At 64.2% G+C, this 16,294-nt stretch carries 13 protein-coding genes; 7 read left to right on the top strand and 6 right to left on the bottom strand.

Features of this window, described 5'->3' with window-relative positions; all coding sequences use genetic code 11:
* The 5 genes from ACP7BY_RS18965 to ACP7BY_RS18945 form a co-directional block, all read right to left on the bottom strand.
* A complete protein-coding gene (locus tag ACP7BY_RS18965) occupies window positions 1-1,521 on the bottom strand; it encodes a lipopolysaccharide biosynthesis protein (protein ID WP_081988883.1) in 1,521 nt (506 codons plus the stop codon).
* Complete coding sequence (gene polA, locus ACP7BY_RS18960; RefSeq protein ID WP_033967534.1) at window positions 1,518-4,271, bottom strand: DNA polymerase I; 2,754 nt, start codon at window positions 4,269-4,271, stop codon at window positions 1,518-1,520. Before polA ends, ACP7BY_RS18965 begins: the two co-directional genes overlap by 4 nt.
* Window positions 4,272-4,324: 53 nt before the next feature.
* Window positions 4,325-5,383 carry a class A beta-lactamase gene (bla, locus tag ACP7BY_RS18955; protein WP_137903146.1) on the bottom strand — a complete coding sequence of 353 codons (1,059 nt, stop codon included), beginning with the start codon at window positions 5,381-5,383 and terminating at the stop codon, window positions 4,325-4,327.
* Between the two features lie 211 nt (window positions 5,384-5,594).
* Complete coding sequence (gene nadB / locus ACP7BY_RS18950; RefSeq protein WP_033967535.1) at window positions 5,595-7,193, bottom strand: L-aspartate oxidase; 1,599 nt, start codon at window positions 7,191-7,193, stop codon at window positions 5,595-5,597.
* A 96-nt stretch (window positions 7,194-7,289) separates the two neighbouring features.
* Window positions 7,290-8,216, bottom strand: coding sequence for an ABC transporter ATP-binding protein (locus ACP7BY_RS18945; RefSeq protein ID WP_033967537.1), 927 nt, complete (start codon window positions 8,214-8,216; stop codon window positions 7,290-7,292).
* A 92-nt stretch (window positions 8,217-8,308) separates the two neighbouring features.
* Here ACP7BY_RS18945 and ACP7BY_RS18940 point away from each other — a divergent pair, with 92 nt between their 5' ends.
* The 6 genes from ACP7BY_RS18940 (at window position 8,309) to ACP7BY_RS18915 (ending at window position 12,772) form a co-directional block, all read left to right on the top strand.
* Window positions 8,309-8,542: a zinc-finger domain-containing protein gene (locus tag ACP7BY_RS18940; protein ID WP_033967581.1), complete on the top strand. Its 234-nt coding sequence runs from the start codon at window positions 8,309-8,311 to the stop codon at window positions 8,540-8,542.
* An 18-nt stretch (window positions 8,543-8,560) separates the two neighbouring features.
* Complete coding sequence (tldD, locus tag ACP7BY_RS18935; RefSeq protein WP_033967538.1) at window positions 8,561-9,991, top strand: metalloprotease TldD; 1,431 nt, start codon at window positions 8,561-8,563, stop codon at window positions 9,989-9,991.
* A gap of 44 nt (window positions 9,992-10,035) precedes the next feature.
* The gene (locus ACP7BY_RS18930) at window positions 10,036-10,602 is read left to right on the top strand and encodes a pyridoxamine 5'-phosphate oxidase family protein (RefSeq protein WP_033967540.1); all 567 of its coding nucleotides are present in this window, start codon (window positions 10,036-10,038) and stop codon (window positions 10,600-10,602) included.
* A 7-nt stretch (window positions 10,603-10,609) separates the two neighbouring features.
* Window positions 10,610-10,819, top strand: coding sequence for a DUF2007 domain-containing protein (locus tag ACP7BY_RS18925; protein ID WP_033967542.1), 210 nt, complete (start codon window positions 10,610-10,612; stop codon window positions 10,817-10,819).
* A gap of 139 nt (window positions 10,820-10,958) precedes the next feature.
* Window positions 10,959-11,297 carry a P-II family nitrogen regulator gene (locus tag ACP7BY_RS18920; RefSeq protein WP_010405890.1) on the top strand — a complete coding sequence of 113 codons (339 nt, stop codon included), beginning with the start codon at window positions 10,959-10,961 and terminating at the stop codon, window positions 11,295-11,297.
* 23 nt (window positions 11,298-11,320) lie between these two features.
* The gene (locus ACP7BY_RS18915; protein WP_033967543.1) at window positions 11,321-12,772 is read left to right on the top strand and encodes an ammonium transporter; all 1,452 of its coding nucleotides are present in this window, start codon (window positions 11,321-11,323) and stop codon (window positions 12,770-12,772) included.
* A 128-nt stretch (window positions 12,773-12,900) separates the two neighbouring features.
* Here the strand turns inward: ACP7BY_RS18915 and ACP7BY_RS18910 are convergent, their stop codons facing one another.
* Window positions 12,901-13,590 (bottom strand): TetR/AcrR family transcriptional regulator, encoded by a 690-nt coding sequence (locus tag ACP7BY_RS18910; protein ID WP_249340889.1) that lies wholly within the window; start codon window positions 13,588-13,590, stop codon window positions 12,901-12,903.
* Window positions 13,591-13,712: 122 nt separating this feature from the next.
* Between ACP7BY_RS18910 and ACP7BY_RS18905 the strand changes: the two genes are divergently transcribed.
* On the top strand, window positions 13,713-16,067 hold the full coding sequence (locus ACP7BY_RS18905) for a TonB-dependent receptor (RefSeq protein WP_126848632.1): 2,355 nt from the start codon (window positions 13,713-13,715) through the stop codon (window positions 16,065-16,067).
* Window positions 16,068-16,294: the final 227 nt, after the last annotated feature.

The following is a 16,294-nucleotide window of genomic DNA, read 5'->3' as shown; positions in this document are numbered from 1 at the left end:
TCAGGCGGCGACCGCTTCCGCCCCCGGCATCCGCCGGAACAAGGCGCGGTCCTCTGGACCGAACGCAAAGCGATATAGCACGAACAGATAGACACCGGCGATGGCGGGTTCGCCGATCAGCAGCTCCGCCCATTCGAAACGGTGCGGCAGCAGGGTGAACGCTCCGCCGACCAGCCCCGCCGCCAGCACCGCCCACGCCATCGGCCAGCGCCAGCCCGCGACGCGCGCCTTGAGCAAATGTGCCAGATAGTTGGATTTGATAATCGACGTCAGCACGACCGACAGGAACAGCGCGATCGCCGGACCCGCCGCCTGATATTCGAGCGGCCAGCCGAGCCATTGCATCCCGAAGATCAGCGCGAAGCTAAGGCCCACCTGGAACAGCAGCATCCCGATCGAAATCGCCATGTTCTGCAGCCGCGCGATATAGACGAGCGCGGATTCGCACACCGCCCCGGTCGAGGCCGCCGCTTCCGCGAACAGCAGGAACGCGAGCGCCGCCGTCCCCGCGACGAATTGCGGGCCCACCGTCCCCATCACCGCCTCGCCCGGAATGGAGCCCATCATCGCGAGGCCGGTCTGCGCCGCCAGAATCCAGAAGCCGACTTGCCGCACCTGGCTGGCCACGCCGGCATTGTCGCCGCGCGCGAGACTGGTGGTGATGACCGGGCCCAGGATCGGGTCGAAACTGGTCTTCAGCTTCCCCGGAATCGAGGCGACCTGCTGCGCCATCCAGTAAATGCCGACGATGCGCGGTTCGAACATCAGGAACAGGATCGAGCGATCGACATTGCGCGTACCCCATTCCAGCGCATCGGCCCCGGCGAGCGGGGCATTGCGACGGATCAGCGCGATGGTGCGTGCCGGGTGCAGCCGCCAGCCATGCGGTCGCCCGTAACTGCGCACGAACGGAACGGCGGATGCCGCCAGCGCGGCGATCATCGACAGCATATAGGCGATGACCAGCCCGTCATGCCGCGCGATTGGATACAGCACGCCCGCCGCGATCGAGATCGTCCACGGTTCGATCACCGCGCGCGCAGTCACCGTCGCCTGAACGTTGCGGCGATAGGCGAGGCCGGCAAGCATGATGTCGGACCACGCGCTGGCGACGATGATGCAGGGTAGCAGGCGTTCGAGCAGAGTCGGGCTGCTACCGTGATACATCAGCTCGGGCACCAGCATCAGCGCGGCGCTGGCGAGGCCCGACGCGATTGCGGCGACCACCAGGCAATCCCATACGATCTGGACATGCGGTCGCTCGTCCGCCTCCGCGATCGCTTGCGCCAGCCCGCGCTTAAGCCCGAAGGTAGCGAGCAAGGCCGCGACCTCGACGAACAACACCGCACGCGCAAAGGTGCCGAGCGTATCCGGGCCGTAGAGTCGGCCGGCGATGAACAGGAACGGCAGCCGCGCGACCAGCCGCATCATGAAGCCGATGATGTTGGTGCGGCCACCTTTGGCCAGCGCGTCGATTTCTTCCGTGCTTTGCCCGCCGGTCACGCCTGCGAGAGCGCTCAATGCGCGGCCCCCCAGCTGAGCCCGGTGCCGATCTCGATGCCCAGCGGAACGCTGAGCGTCACCGCGGGCTCGGCGGCGGTTGCCATCACGCGTTCGATTACCGGCTTGGCGGCGGCGACATCGCCTTCGGGCAGTTCGAAGACCAGTTCGTCATGCACCTGCAGCAGCATCTGCACGTCGGGCAGGCCAGCTTCGAGTAAGGCCGGGCCCATCCGCACCATCGCGCGCTTGATGATGTCGGCGCAGGTGCCTTGGATCGGGGCGTTGATCGCGGCGCGTTCGGCCCCCTGGCGCTCATGCTGCACCTTGGAGGCGATGCGCGGGAAATGCGTTTTCCGCCCGAACAGGGTGGTGGTGTAGCCGGTTTCGCGCACGCTCTCGGTGGTCTGCGCGATATAGTTGCGGATGCCGGGGAAGCGGTCGAAATAGCGGTCGATCATCGCCTGTGCTTCGTCCGCCGTCACATCCAGCCGACCGGCCAGGCCCCAGCGGCTGATGCCGTAAAGGATCGCGAAGTTGATCGTCTTGGCGCGGCCGCGCGTGTCGCGATTGACCTCGCCGAACAATTCCTGCGCGGTCATGCTGTGGATGTCGGCCCCGCTGGCGAAGGCTTCGCGCAATGCGGGCACATCGGCCATGTGCGCGGCAAGCCGCAGCTCGATCTGTGAATAATCGGCGGCGAGCAGGACATTGCCCGGTTCCGCCACAAAGGCATCGCGGATCTGGCGGCCGATTTCGGTGCGGATCGGGATGTTCTGCAAATTGGGATCGGTCGAGGACAAGCGCCCGGTCTGCGCGCCGGTCAGGCTGTAAGACGTATGCACGCGCCCCGTCGCCGGGTTGATCTGCGCTTGCAGGGCATCGGTATAGGTCGATTTGAGCTTCGACAATTGCCGCCATTCGAGCACCTTGGTGGCGATGTCCTTGCCGGGGGAATCGCGGTCGGCAGCGATGCGTTCCAGTTCGGTGACATCGGTCGAATAGACGCCCGACTTGCCCTTGCGGCCACCCTTGATGCCCATGCGTTCGAACAGCACGTCGCCCAATTGCTTTGGGCTGCCGATCGTGAACGGGCCACCGGCGAGCGCATGGATCTCGACTTCGAGCGCGCCGATCTGTCCGGAAAACTCGCCCGACAAATGCGCGAGGCGCTCGCGATCGACCTTGATGCCGTGGCGTTCCATCTGCGCGATGACGGGGACGAGCGGCCGGTCGACCATTTCATAGACACGCGTTGCGCCCTCGGCGGGCAAGCGCGGTTTGAAGCGCCGCCACAGCCTGAGCGTGACATCGGCGTCCTCGGCGGCGTAGCGCGTGGCTGCGTCGAGATCGATCTCGTTGAAGGTGCGTTGCGACTTGCCGACGCCGACCACGTCCTTGAAGGCGATGCAGCTATGCGAGAGATGCGTCGCGGCGAGTTCGTCCATGCTATGGCCGTGCAGCCCGGCATCGAGATCGAAGCTCATCAGGATCGTATCGTCAAAGGGCGCGACGTTCACGCCCAACCGCCCGAGCACGATCATATCGTATTTCAGATTGTGCCCGATCTTGAGCACGCCCGGATCCTCGAACAGCGGCTTCAACTTGGCGAGCGCGACCTCTGCGCTCAACTGCACCGGTTTTTCCGCAAAGAGCCCGCTTCCGCCATGTGCCAGAGGTACGTAGCAAGCGAGATTGGGATGCAGCGCCATGCTGATTCCGACCAGTTCGGCGCGCGTGGCATCGATTCCGGTGGTTTCGGTGTCGATCGCGATCCAGCCCTGGTGGCGCGCGATGGTGATCCAGCGCTCCAGCGCGGTTTCGTCGACCACGGTCTCATACGAATCATGATCGCAGGGTGGGTCCTGCTCGGTCGGCACCGCCTTGGGGTCCGGAATCGGCGCATCGGCGACGGCCGACAATTTGGCGATGAGCGACTTGAAGCCGTGATGCTCCAGGAACGCGCGCAACGGCGCATCGGGAATGCCCTGCAATTCGAGCTCGTCGAGCGGCTGCGGCAGCGGTTCGTCGCATTTGAGCGTGACCAGCACCTTGGACAGCCGCGCATTATCGGCCTGCGCGATCAGATTGTCGCGCAATTTGCCGGCCTTCATCGTCGGCGCGGCGGCGAGCACGCCCTCGAGATCGCCATGTTCGGCGATCAGCTTGGACGCGGTCTTGGGGCCTACGCCGGTGACGCCGGGGACGTTGTCGACGCTGTCGCCCATAAGCGCGAGCACGTCGCCCAATTGCGCGGGTTCGACGCCGAACTTCTCGCGGACATGCTCCGCGCCAAGGCGGCGGTTGTTCATCGTGTCGTACAGATCGAGTCCAGGCTCGATCAACTGCATCAGATCCTTGTCGGCGGAGACGATCGTCACCGCCCAGCCCTGCGCCAGCGCGGCTTTGGCGTAGCAGGCGATGATATCGTCGGCCTCCAGCCCCTCGGTCTCGATACACGGCAGCGAGAAAGCGCGCGTGGCATCGCGAATCATCGGGAATTGCGGGACCAGATCCTCGGGCGCGGGCGGGCGGTGCGCCTTATATTGATCGTACAGATCGTTGCGGAAGGTCTTGCTCGACTTGTCGAGGATGACCGCCATGTGCGTCGGCCCATCGGCCTTGTGCAGTTCATCGGCCAGTTTCCACAGCATCGTGGTATAGCCGTAAACGGCACCGACCGGCTCGCCATGAATGTTGGTGAGCGGCGGGAGGCGGTGATAGGCGCGGAAGATATACCCCGAGCCATCGACAAGATAGAGATGCGGCATTGCGGGTGGATAGCCCAAGCTTTCGCAAGGACAAAGCCCCGCTTTCGTGTCGGCTATCCGTGATTCGCCACGACGCTCGCCACCACCGCCTGCATCAGCGCCTGGCGGGCGGGAATCGGCTTGGGCGTATCGCCGATCATCACTGCGATCGCGTAGCTGCGGCCATCGGGGGCGATCAGCAGGCCGACATCGTTATAGCCGGCAGTGCGTCCGGCGAGATCCTGGCCCGTGCCGGTCTTGTGGCCGAAGGTCCACCCGGCTGGCACCGCGCCGCGCAGGCGCTGCTTGCCGGTATGCGAGGATTCCATCGTGGCCAGAAGATACTCGGTCGAGCTGCGCGACAACAGGTCCCCGCGCTTCAGCCGCGCCAGTGCCTCCGCAATGGCGCGGGGGGCCGCACCGTCGGGCGGATCGGAAACATAGCGTTCATAGGCGGCGATGCGGTCGGTGCGCGGGAGACGCGCGCGGGCGAGCGCAAAGGCGTTGCCGAAGGCGAAATCGGGTTTCCATACCAACCCGGCGGTCTGGCTTTGCAGCAGGCGCTCGCCCGGGCCGAAGCGAATGTCGCCCAGCCGCTTGCGCTGGAGGAAATCGCGCACCGCATTGGGCCCGCCGACATAGCGCAACAAGCGGTCGTTGGCGGTGTTGTCGCTCATCGTCAGCGCGCGTTGCAACAATTCGCCGACGGTGGTCTGATAGCCCTGCTCACCCTTGATCAGCGCCGCGATCGGCTGATGGAAGACGGTGAGATCGTCGCGGGTCAGCGTGATCGGATCTTCGAGTTTCAAGCGCCCGGCATCGCGGTAATCGAGCACGGTCATCGCGACCCACAATTTGCTGACGCTTTGCTGCGGCAGGCGTTGCTCGCCGCCGGTGTCGACCGCCCAGCCTTCCTCGATGCTGCGCACTGCGACGCCAACGCGTCCGTCAAAGCCCCGCACCAGCGCCGCGACATTGGCGACGAGCGCGGAAGGCGGCGCGACGGGCCGCGGCGCGATGGGGACCGTCACCGTAGAGCTCGGCAGCGGAGCGAGCGGCGGAGCGGCGGCGAGGCGCGCGACATGGACATTGGCATCGTGACCGCAGGCGCACAGGGCAGCCGTAAGCACCATTGCCGCCGCCGGTTTTGGGAATCGATACGGAAGAATGCGCGTCACCGTTTACTTGCCCCAATGTCCCGAGAAAGACCCTCTCTCCCGAGCCCCACATCCCATGATAGGGCAACAATAGGGTTGAGGAATCCTTTCGCGGCAACCGTGCGATGAATCGCCTGTACCACAGGATGAGACGAGCTTTTAGCGGGAACCGGCCAGACCGTTGATTTCAGGGCACCAAAATGGTGTCGAGCGCTTCGGGCAGCATATTTGGATAATCCAGCGTATAATGCAGCCCGCGCGATTCCTTGCGGTGCAGCGCCGAACGCACGATCAGTTCCGCGGTCTGCAGCAGGTTGCGCAACTCGATCAGGTCGGGCGTGACGCGGAAGTGGCCGTAATAATCGTTGACCTCGTCGGTCAGCATGCGGATGCGGTGCTGCGCGCGTTCCAGCCGCTTGGTGGTGCGCACGATCCCGACATAATTCCACATGAAGCGGCGGATTTCGGTCCAGTTCTGCTTGATGACGACTTCCTCGTCCGAATCCTCGACGCGGCTTTCGTCCCACGGGCGGATCGCCGGCGGCGGGGGCAAATCGTCCCAATGCTCGCTGATATGCTGGGCGCACGCTTCGCCGAACACGAAACATTCGAGCAGGCTGTTGGAGGCAAGCCGGTTGGCGCCGTGCAGCCCGCTCTCGCTGCATTCGCCCGCGGCATAGAGGCCGGGAAGATCGGTGCGACCGTCGAGATCCACCACCACCCCGCCGCAGGTGTAATGCTGCGCGGGCACCACCGGGATCGGGTCGGTGGTCATGTCGATGCCGAGGCCGAGCAGCTTTTCCTGGATGTTGGGGAAATGCTCGTGGATGAACTCCGGCCCCATATGGCTGATGTCGAGATGAACGTAATCGAGCCCCAAGCGCTTGATTTCATGGTCGATCGCGCGCGCGACGATGTCGCGTGGGGCCAGTTCCAGCCGCGGATCGAAATCGGGCATGAAGCGATAGCCGGTATCGGGGATGAGCAATTGCCCGCCCTCGCCGCGCACCGCCTCGGTAATCAGGAAATTCTTGACGTCGAGATTGTAGAGGCAGGTCGGGTGGAACTGCATCATCTCCATGTTGGAAACACGACACCCCGCGCGCCATGCCATGGCGATTCCATCCCCGGTTGCGCCACGCGGTGCCGTCGAAAACAGATAGGTGCGCCCTGCCCCGCCCGTTGCGAGGATCGTTGCGCGCGCGGTGTACAGCTCGACCCGACCGGTCGCGCGGTTGACGGCATAGACGCCCCACACATGCCCCGCGCCCGAATAGCGTTCCTCATGCCGACTGGTGGCAAGGTCGATCGCGACCATGTCGGGGACGAGCGTGATGTTGGGATGGTCGGTCGCGGCGCGTTGCAGCGCTTCCTGCACCGCCCAGCCGGTCGCATCGGCGACATGGACGATGCGGCGGTGCGAATGGCCGCCCTCGCGCGTCAAATGCAGCGCCCCGCCATTCTCTTCGCTTTCGGTCGCAAAGGGCACGCCGAGTTCGCGTAGCCGCGCGATCGCAGCGGGCGCGCGTTCGACCACCATTTCGACGGTCGCACGGTTGTTCAGCCCGGCACCCGCGATCATCGTGTCTTCGATATGGCTTTCGAAGGTGTCGCCTTCTTCCAGCACGGCCGCGATGCCGCCTTGCGCCCAGGCGGTCGAGCCTTCGTCGAGCCGCCCCTTGGCGAGTACAGTAACCTTGAAACGATCGGCGAGGTTGAGCGCTGCGGTGAGCCCGGCTGCACCCGAGCCGATGATGAGCACGTCCGAGGTGTTGGTCTGGGGCAAAAGCGGATCCGTTCGTGTCGAGCGCAGTCGAGACACCTGTCGCGGTGGCCCGCAGGGTTCTCGACTACGCTCGAACCGAACGGGAAGACAAGGATATTAGGCGGCGTTCGATGCCCGCGTAAGGTTTAGGAACACGTCCTCCAGATCGGCTTCGCGCGTCGAGACATCGACGATGCCGTAACCATCGGCCTGCACCGCAGCGAGCACCTGGCCCGCATTCACCTGGTCCTTGGCATAGGTGATGGCGAGCGTGCGCGTGCCCTTGAGTGCGATCTTCTGGAAACATGCCGCCGTTGGCAGTGCGGCAACGTCGCGGTCGACGGTCACCTCGACCAGCTTCTCGGTCGCCTTTGCCAGCAATTCGCGCGTCGGCTCGTTGGCGATGACCTTGCCATGGTTGATGATGGCGATGCGGTCGCACAATTGTTCGGCTTCCTCGAGATAATGCGTCGTCAGCACCACCGTGATCCCCGCATCGTTGAGCGAGCGGACATAGGCCCAGAGCTGCTGGCGCAATTCGATATCGACGCCGGCCGTCGGCTCGTCCAGCACCAGCACGGGCGGGCTGTGGACCATGGCCTTGGCGACCATCAGCCGCCGTTTCATCCCGCCCGACAGCGTGCGCGCATAGGCATTGGCCTTGTCCTCGAGATGCACCGCGCGCAGCAATTCCATCGAGCGCCGCTTCGCCTTGGGCACGCCGTACAGCCCGGCCTGGATCTCCAGCGTCTCGAACGGCGAGAAGAACGGGTCGAACAGGATTTCCTGGTTGACGATGCCGATCGAAACCTTGGCGTTGCGCGGGTGTTGGTCGATATCGAAGCCCCAGATCGAGGCGCTGCCGCTGGTCTTGTTAACGAGGCCGGCCAGGATGTTGATGAGCGTCGATTTGCCCGCACCATTGGGGCCGAGCAGGCCGAAGATTGTCCCACGCGGTACATCGAACGAGACCCCGTCGAGCGCGCGCTTGCCGCCCTTATAGGTCTTGCACAGGTTCGCGATGGAGATAGCGGCCTCGGTCATGGCTTCGCCCTACGCGCGCCACGCGCCAAGCTCAATCCTCCCCGTGCCGGGGAGGATTGTTCACGCGCGACACCGCTGCTATGCGCGTCGCCATGATCGCTCCGCCCGAAATCGTCCGTGTCACCCACACCCGCAATCATTGCGATGGCGCGTCGGATATTCCCGGCGGTGCCAGCCTCGGCCATCCGCGCGTTTTCCTCGAAATCGATGAGAGCGGCTATGTCGATTGCGGCTATTGCGACCGGCGTTTCGTCCTGATCGGTGGCCCCGCCGATGGTGTCGATCCGTCGACCTTGCGCGATCACGGGGATGGCGCAGGCCTGTAAGCCGCCTATATTGTCGGAATGACCAGTCCGACAGACCCCCGCGCCTTTCTCTATCATGATGGCCAGCTCGATCCGGCGGAGGCGCAGGCGCTGACTGTCGCTGCGCTCGGCAAGGCCGATGATGGCGAGCTTTACCTGCAATATCGCAAGTCCGAGGCGTTCGGCTTCGATGACGGGCGGTTGAAAACAGCCAGCTACGACACGCATTCGGGCTTCGGCTTGCGCGCGGTGTCGGGCGAGATGACCGCCTTCGCCCATGCCAATGAGCTGAGCGCCGCCGCGATCCGGCGCGCGAGCGAAACGATGGCGCTGATCGATCCATCGTCCGCGCCCAAAGCGGGGCCGCCGCGCAGCACGAACCGGCATCTCTATACAGCCGCCGACCCGCTCGACCTGATCCCATTCGCCGACAAGGTGAACCTCTGCCAGACGATCGACGCCGCCGCGCGCGCGCGCGATCCGCGTGTGGCGCAGGTGTCGGTGTCGCTCTTGGGCAATTGGAACGTCATCGAGATCGTCCGCGCCGACGGCTTCGTCGCGACCGACGTGCGCCCGCTGGTGCGCTTGAACGTGTCGATCGTCGTCGAGCAGAATGGCCGCCGCGAAACCGGTACTTTCGGCATGGGCGGTCGCTATCTCTATACCGAGCTGATGGAACCGGCGACGTGGAACCGCGCGATCGATCAGGCACTGTCGCAGGCGCTGGTCAATCTCGATGCGGTCGCGGCCCCGGCGGGCGAGATGACCGTGCTGCTCGGACCGGGCTGGCCCGGCATCCTGCTGCACGAAGCGATCGGCCATGGGCTGGAGGGGGATTTCAACCGCAAGGGCACCAGCGCCTTTTCCGGCCGCATCGGCGAGCGCGTCGCGGCCCCGGGCGTGACGGTGGTCGACGACGGATCGATCGCCGACCGGCGCGGCTCGCTGTCGATCGACGACGAAGGCACGCCGACGCAGGAAAATGTGCTGATCGAGGACGGTATCCTCAAGGGCTATATCCAGGACCGCCTCAACGCGCGCCTGATGGGCGTGGCCCCGACCGGCAATGGCCGCCGCGAAAGCTTCGCCCATGCGCCGATGCCGCGCATGACCAACACTTTTATGCGCGGCGGCAACGACGATCCGGCCGAATTGCTCAGCCGCATGAAGACCGGCATCTTCGCCAAATCCTTCGGCGGCGGTCAGGTCGATATCGTCTCGGGCAAATTCGTGTTCAGTTGCACCGAGGCGTATCTGGTCGAGAATGGCAAGCTCGGCGCGCCGATCAAGGGCGCGACGCTGATCGGCGATGGCCCGTCCTGCCTGACGCGCGTCGAAGGGATCGGCAACGATTTCGCGCTCGACGAGGGCGTCGGCATGTGCGGCAAAGGCGGTCAGAGCGTTCCCGCAGGCGTCGGGCAGCCGACCTTGCTGGTCGCGGGGCTGACGGTCGGCGGAACGGCGGTCTAAGCCCGCACATCGCCAAAGGGATGCGCTTATGTTAAGCGGTTGCGATGGAGTTCTTTCGCGCCCTTGACGACAAGCACCGCGCCTTCATTGCGCGGCAGCCGGTGTTTTTCGTGGCGACGGCGGCGGAGGGCGCGCGCATCAACCTCAGCCCCAAGGGCATGGACAGCTTTCGCGTGCTCGGGCCCAATCGCGTTGCCTATCTCGACCTTGGCGGATCGGGCAACGAAACGCAGGCGCATCTCGCCGCCGATGGGCGCATCACCATCATGTTCTGCGCGTTCGACAATCCGGCGTTGATTTTGCGGCTGTATGGCACCGGGCGTTTCGTGATTGCGGGGGAGCCGGAGTTCGACGCGCTCGCCCAGCATTTTCCGCGCTTGCCCGGTGCGCGGCAGGTGTTCGACATCGCGGTGGACAGCGTGCAGACCAGTTGCGGATGGGGCGTGCCGCATATGACGCTCGATCGTCCGCGCGACACGCTGGTCAAATATCACGCCCAGCAAGATCCGGAGGCGCGCCTCGCCAAGATCGCGGATCGCACGACGAGCATCGACGGCCTGCCCGTGCGCGTGCAGGCGGTGTTGCCGACCTTCGACCTGCCTGTCGCGTGATTCACCCATGAGTCTGGCGGAGCTGGGCCGCTTTGCGCGCAACGAAGCGCATATCGTGATCGGACTACTCGAGTCCGAGGGGATTCCGGCGTTCGCGCTCGACGGCAATGCCAGCATTGCGGATGGGAGCCAGTTCTTCATCCCCGTGCGCGTGATGGTCGATGCGGACGATATCGAGGCCGCGCGGCAGATCATCGCAGCGCTGCCCGATTCTTAGGCAGACCTTCGCGACTGCACAAAAATTTACCCATCGGTAATCTTTCCTGACGCGTTTGTGCGCGGAAACGCGTCTTTCTAACTCTGGCACGGTCATTGCGTAGAAGCCCTCGGGGTCCATAACCAGGGGCGGTTGTCGCATGAAGCTCGTCATAGCCATCATCAAACCCTTCAAGCTTGATGAGGTGCGCGAAGCGCTCACCGAAATCGGCGTTGCCGGGATGACCGTTACCGAGGTCAAGGGATTCGGCCGCCAGAAGGGCCAGACCGAAATCTATCGCGGTGCGGAATACAGCACCAACATGGTGCCCAAGATCAAGATCGAGATCGTCTGCGGCGCGGATCTTGCCGACAAGGTCGTCGAGGCGATCCAGGCGTCGGCCAATACCGGCGCGATCGGCGACGGCAAGATTTTCGTGCTCGATGTCGGGCAGGCGGTCCGCATCCGCACCGGCGAAACCGATGAGACCGCGCTGTGAGCGGGGCTGTTAAGGGGGTAAAGATGAAAGCATCGACCAAATTGGGGTTGGCGGCGCTCGCGGGGGCTGCCGTCTTCGCCGCGCTCCCGGCCTGGGCGCAGACCACGGCGGCGGCGGCCGTCTCGCCGATTCCAAAGGCCACCGTCGACAAGGGCGATACCGCCTGGTTGCTGGTTTCCTCGCTACTGGTGCTGATGATGTCGGTGCCCGGCCTTGCCTTGTTCTATGGCGGCCTGGTGCGCACCAAGAACATGCTCAGCGTCCTCACGCAGGTGCTGATGATCGTGTGCATGGTCGCAGTGATCTGGGTCACCTACGGCTATTCGGTCACCTTTACCGGCGGCAGCGCTTATTTCGGCGGCTTCTCCAAGGCGTTCCTGATGGGCGTCGACGCGAACAGCCAGGCAGCGACCTTCTCCAACGGGGTCTATGTCCCTGAATATGCCTATATCTGCTTCCAGATGACCTTTGCCTGCATCACGCCGGCCTTGTTCATTGGCAGCGTGGCGGAGCGGGTGAAATTCTCGCCGCTGATGCTGTTCACCGCTTTGTGGGTGACGCTGGTCTATTTCCCGATCGCACACATGGTGTGGTATTGGGGCGGGCCGGACGCGATTGCTTCGGCGGCGCTTAAGGGCGCAGCCGCACTGACCGCGCAGAATGCCGATGCGGGCAAGCTGTTCCAGTGGGGCGCGCTCGATTTCGCTGGCGGCACCGTCGTCCACATCAACGCCGGTATCACCGGTCTGGTGATGTGCATCCTGCTCGGCAAGCGTCTGGGGTACCCCAAGGAGCCGATGCCGCCGCACTCGCTGACCATGACCATGATCGGTGCCAGCTTGCTGTGGGTCGGCTGGTTCGGGTTCAACGCCGGTTCCAACCTCGAAGCCAATGGCGTCACCTCGGTTGCCTTCATCAACACCTTCGTCGCCACCGCCGCTGCTGGCCTGTCCTGGCTGCTGGTCGAACAGATCGTGCGCGGCAAGCCGTCGCTGCTGGGGGCTGCCTCGGGTGTCGTGGCGGGGCTCGTCGCGGTCACCCCGGCCTCGGGTTATGCCGGGCCGATGGGGTCGGTCGTGCTCGGCCTGATCGTCTCGCCGCTCTGCTTCTTCTTCGTCGCCAAGGTGAAGTCGTGGTTCAAATATGACGACTCGCTCGACGTGTTCGGCGTGCACTGTGTCGGCGGCATCACCGGCGCGATCGCGACCGGGATCCTGGTTTCGCCCAAACTCGGTGGCCAGGGCATCGCCGACTACGCGACCAAGCCCGGCACCATGGTCGCTGGCAGCTATGACATGCTCGGCCAAGTCATCACCCAATGCTGGGCCGTCGGTCTGACGCTGGTCTGGTCGGGCGTCGGTGCAGCGGTGCTGTTCGTCCTGATCGACAAGACCTGGGGCATGCGTGTCAGCGCCGATGTCGAGCAGGAAGGCCTCGACATCGCCGAACATGGCGAACGCGCTTACCACTATTGAAGAGATTGGCTGCCGGGTTCGGGGGAGCCCGGCAGCCAAACCATGTTCCTCCTGCGGACGACCTAAGGCCGGTGCGGCAACGCACCGGCCCTTTTTCTTTGTGAAGGCCCGGACAGGGGCGAAGGTGGCTAAGGCTGCGCGGCCAGGCCGTTGACCAGCATATCGGCAATCACGTCGGCGACCGCCTCGGGGGCGAGGTCATCGGTCCACACGCCGTAGCGCAACCCCAGGAACACGTTCATACCCATCACCGCCCAGGCGTGGACTTCGGACACGTCGCTACGGATCTCGCCGCGCGCCGCCGCTGCCTTCAGCCGTGCCGCGATACGCTCGGCGGTCGTCGCATAATGCAGGTGGAAGGATTCGGGATCGACGAATTCGGCTTCGTCGATGATGCGGTAAATTTCCTTGTGCCCGCGCACAAAGGCGATGAATTCGAGCAGCCCGGCACGTTCCGCCGCGATCTGGTCGGGTGCTGCGCGAATCGCCGGGGCGACGCGGTCGCGGACCTGATCCGACATGTCGCGCACCAGCGCGCGGAATACGGCGTCCTTCGAATCGAAATAGGTGTAGAAACTGCCCAGCGCGACACCGGCCCGACGCGTGATGCCGCTGACCGAGGCTTCGTGGAACCCACGCTCGCCGAATTCGATCGCCGCCGCATCGAGGATGGCGCGCAACGTCTTGCGCCCGCGCTCGGTGCGCGGTGCCTTGCCGGCGCTTGCCGAGTCGTCGAGGCGCACAGCGTCGCCGCGCGCGGCCAGATCGCCCGCTTGCGCCGCGTCGGCTGTTGCCACCACGCCACGTTTGGCTGCCATCGTATGGTCCTCCCCAAATCCCAAGTTGAAACCTGGTTCATGTTTCAGTAAAGCGAGAAGCACAGGCGCACAACCCGGATGCATATCGGGCCATGTGGATGCGCCGCAGGAGGGGAAAACCGATGACACGCCTGAATTCCGTGCGCCTGTTGCTCAATGCCAGCGTCGCGCTTGCTGCCATGGTCGCCGCGCCTGCCATGGCCCAGACCACCCCGACGCCAGCAGAACCGGAAGCGGTCGCCGAGAACAGCGACATCGTCGTCACCGCGCGCCGCCGCGCGGAGACCTTGCTGGATGTGCCGATCGCGGTGACCGCCTTCAGCGCCGACCGACTCGAAAAGACGGGTGTGGTCGATCTGACCGATATCCAGAACGTTACCCCCAACACCACGCTGAAGGATGCGCGCGGCACCAATTCCACGCTCGCCGCCTTCATCCGCGGCGTTGGCCAGCAGGATCCGGTCCCCGGCTTCGAGGCGGGGATCGGCATCTATCTCGACGATGTCTATCTCAACCGGCCGCAGGCGGCGGTTCTGGATGTGTACGAAGTCGATCGAATCGAAGTGCTGCGCGGGCCGCAGGGTACGCTCTATGGCCGCAACACCATTGGCGGCGCGGTCAAATACGTTACCAAGCGCCTGGCCGATGTGCCCGAGGCGAGTTTCAAGGCGAGCTATGGGTCGTTCAACCAGGCCGACGGCATCGTCAGCCTGTCGACGCCGGTCGGATCGCTGTTCAAGATTGGCGTGTCGGGCGCGCGGCTGACGCGTGACGGCTTCGGGCGCAACACCAACCTCAACATCGACAATTACAACAAGAACGTCTGGGCCGGGCGCGGCACGATCGAGTTTGCGTCGCCCGACGGGCGGATGTCGCTGCGGCTGACCGGCGATTACACCGAGGATAAATCGAACGCTCGCAACGGATCGCGACTGATCACCAGCTTGCTGACCGCGACGCCGGTGCAATCCAACCCCTTCGACACCCGCGCCGGGCTCAACAACCCGCGCCAGAACATCCAGGCGGGCGGGCTTTCGCTGGTCGCGACGGGCGAACTGACCGACCATCTGACGCTGAAGAGCATCAGTGCGTTCCGCAAGGATCGTTCCTTTACACCGATCGACTTTGACGCGCTGCCCGCGGTCGATGTCGATGTGCCCGCCGTGTATCGCAACGAACAGACCAGCCAGGAATTTCAACTCGCTTACAAGAGCGACAAGCTCAACGGCCTGGTCGGCTTCTATTATCTGGGGGCCAAGGCTTCGACCGGTTTCGACGTGCTGCTGTCGACGACGCTCCCCAATTTTGACGCCTATACCGCTGGCGACGTGCGGACCGAAACCAGCTCGATCTTCGGCGATTTCACCTATGATTTCACGCCGCAATGGAGCCTGTCGCTGGGCGGGCGCTACACCTGGGACCAGCGCCAGTCCTATGTCTTCAAGGCCAGCTATTTCGGCGTGACCTCGGAATTTGGCGGCAGCCCGACGCTGGTCGGCGCACCATCGACGGACTTCCGTGGCACCGCCAACTTCAAGCGCTTCACCCCGCGCGCTTCGCTGAGCTTCAAGCCGACCGCCGACCATCTGCTGTATGCGTCTTACTCGGAAGGCTTCAAAGGCGGCGGTTTCGATCCGCGCGGTTCTGGTACCTCGGCACCAGACGTCAATCAGGATGGCGTGCGCAGCTATCAGGAAATCTACAACTATCTGTTGTTCAAGCCCGAAGTGGTGAAGAGCTATGAAATCGGCTGGAAGGGCGCACTGTTCGAAAAGCGCCTGACCTTCGCGCTCGACGGCTTCTATTCGGATTACAGCAACGTGCAGGTGCCGGGGTCGGTCGGCTGCATCATCGGTGGCGTGCAGTCCTTCTGCGGCATCACCACCAACGCCGCCAAGGCGACGATCAAGGGCGTCGAACTCGAATCGAACGCGATTCTCGCGCGGGATTTCGCAGGGGCGGGGTCGAACGTGACGCTTGCCGGGACGCTGGGTTATATCGATGCCAAGTACAAAACCTTCATCGGGCCGACCGGGACCGACGTCGCCAATGTTCGCGTGTTCCAGAACACGCCGGACTGGACGCTATCGGGTACGCTCGGTGCCACGGTTCCGGCCGGGCCGGGCAAGGTTAACGCCTCCACCACGGTGTCGTATCGCAGCCTGACGCATCAGTTCGAAACCGCCAGCCCGTTCCTCGACCAGCCGGGCTATGCGCTGTGGGACGCGCATTTGACCTATACCTTTGGCAAGGGGCGCTATTCGATCGGCGTCCATGCCAAGAACATCACCGACAAGCACTATAAGACCTCGGGCTATCAATATATCCGCACCGATCTGGCTGGGAATCCGATCAATCTCGCGAACGTGCCGGTTCCGAATGGCCCTTATGTTCCGACGCTGGGCAAGGAAGGCATCGCCACCGCCTTTTACGGCAATCCGCGCCAGGTGTTCGGTACGATTACCGCGAAATTCTGAATCGCGGCGGTTACAAACAGGTGGGCCGGGCACTCGACGCGGGGTGCCCGGCCCTTTTTACGATTGAGGGCAGGCAACATGACCACCGACACCCCCCGCCCGGCAAACGGCTCTGTTGCAAAGATTGGCGGCAGTCAGAGGTAGGCTGTCGCTCTGCGCCGATCAGGCGGCTGCTGCGAAATGGTGGTTGAGCATGCCCATGGCCTCCGTCAGCGCCGAGGGCCCAA

Source organism: Sphingomonas sp. PSPC2-2 (genome assembly GCF_049897725.1).
Classification (GTDB): Bacteria; Pseudomonadota; Alphaproteobacteria; order Sphingomonadales; family Sphingomonadaceae; genus Sphingomonas.
Note: the sequence above shows the minus strand (reverse complement) of the source record. Positions and strands in the feature narration are given on the sequence as shown.

Excerpts from the sequence above, each read along its gene's own strand:
- polA (WP_033967534.1), bottom strand. The coding sequence starts at position 4,271 with ATGCCGCATCTCTATCTTGTCGATGGCTCGGGGTATATCTTCCGCGCC.
- ACP7BY_RS18930 (WP_033967540.1), top strand. The coding sequence starts at position 10,036 with ATGGAGTTCTTTCGCGCCCTTGACGACAAGCACCGCGCCTTCATTGCG.
- bla (WP_137903146.1), bottom strand. The coding sequence starts at position 5,383 with ATGGTGCTTACGGCTGCCCTGTGCGCCTGCGGTCACGATGCCAATGTC.
- ACP7BY_RS18925 (WP_033967542.1), top strand. The coding sequence starts at position 10,610 with ATGAGTCTGGCGGAGCTGGGCCGCTTTGCGCGCAACGAAGCGCATATC.
- tldD (WP_033967538.1), top strand. The coding sequence starts at position 8,561 with ATGACCAGTCCGACAGACCCCCGCGCCTTTCTCTATCATGATGGCCAG.
- ACP7BY_RS18945 (WP_033967537.1), bottom strand. The coding sequence starts at position 8,216 with ATGACCGAGGCCGCTATCTCCATCGCGAACCTGTGCAAGACCTATAAG.
- ACP7BY_RS18920 (WP_010405890.1), top strand. The coding sequence starts at position 10,959 with ATGAAGCTCGTCATAGCCATCATCAAACCCTTCAAGCTTGATGAGGTG.
- ACP7BY_RS18940 (WP_033967581.1), top strand. The coding sequence starts at position 8,309 with ATGATCGCTCCGCCCGAAATCGTCCGTGTCACCCACACCCGCAATCAT.
- ACP7BY_RS18910 (WP_249340889.1), bottom strand. The coding sequence starts at position 13,590 with ATGGCAGCCAAACGTGGCGTGGTGGCAACAGCCGACGCGGCGCAAGCG.
- ACP7BY_RS18915 (WP_033967543.1), top strand. The coding sequence starts at position 11,321 with ATGAAAGCATCGACCAAATTGGGGTTGGCGGCGCTCGCGGGGGCTGCC.
- ACP7BY_RS18905 (WP_126848632.1), top strand. The coding sequence starts at position 13,713 with ATGACACGCCTGAATTCCGTGCGCCTGTTGCTCAATGCCAGCGTCGCG.